Origin of the sequence: Paraburkholderia sp. SIMBA_053, assembly GCF_046534895.1 — a bacterium.
GTDB classification, from domain to species: domain Bacteria; phylum Pseudomonadota; class Gammaproteobacteria; order Burkholderiales; family Burkholderiaceae; genus Paraburkholderia; species Paraburkholderia caledonica.
Genome location: NZ_JAWRXU010000152.1, coordinates 1 through 410, shown reverse-complemented (window position 1 = coordinate 410; position 410 = coordinate 1). Strand labels below are relative to the sequence as shown.

Below are 410 nucleotides of genomic sequence, written 5' to 3'. Positions count from 1 at the left end.
CATTTTCACCGCGGGCCTCAGCCCCTTCCGACAGGCTACGCATCTTGAAGCGTCGCTGCTTCACGAAGCGGCGCAGGCCCTGAAGATATTCTGGTGGCTGACAGGTGCCCGCCTGTTCACGCTTGCTCTCGACGCCCTTCTGCTGCCGCAGACCTGGCGCAAGCAGAGACTGTTTCAGGACGTATTCGGCGCCGTGGTGTTTCTTGCCGCGGCAGTAGCCGCGACGGGATTCGTTCTGGAAATACCCGTTCGCGGCCTGATTGCGACGTCGGGAACATTGGCCGTTATTCTCGGTTTGGCTATTCAAAGTACTTTGCACGATGTCTTTGCGGGCATCGTGCTGAATTCCACGGAACCGTACCGCGTGGGTGACTGGATCTCGATTGACGGCGCCGAAGGCAAGGTGATCG

At 59.3% G+C, this 410-nt stretch carries 1 protein-coding gene; it reads left to right on the top strand.

What is annotated here, in order from left to right; genetic code table 11:
* Nucleotides 1-410: mechanosensitive ion channel domain-containing protein (locus tag SB753_RS35015; RefSeq protein ID WP_410804632.1), on the top strand; the 410-nt coding region annotated here is incomplete at both ends.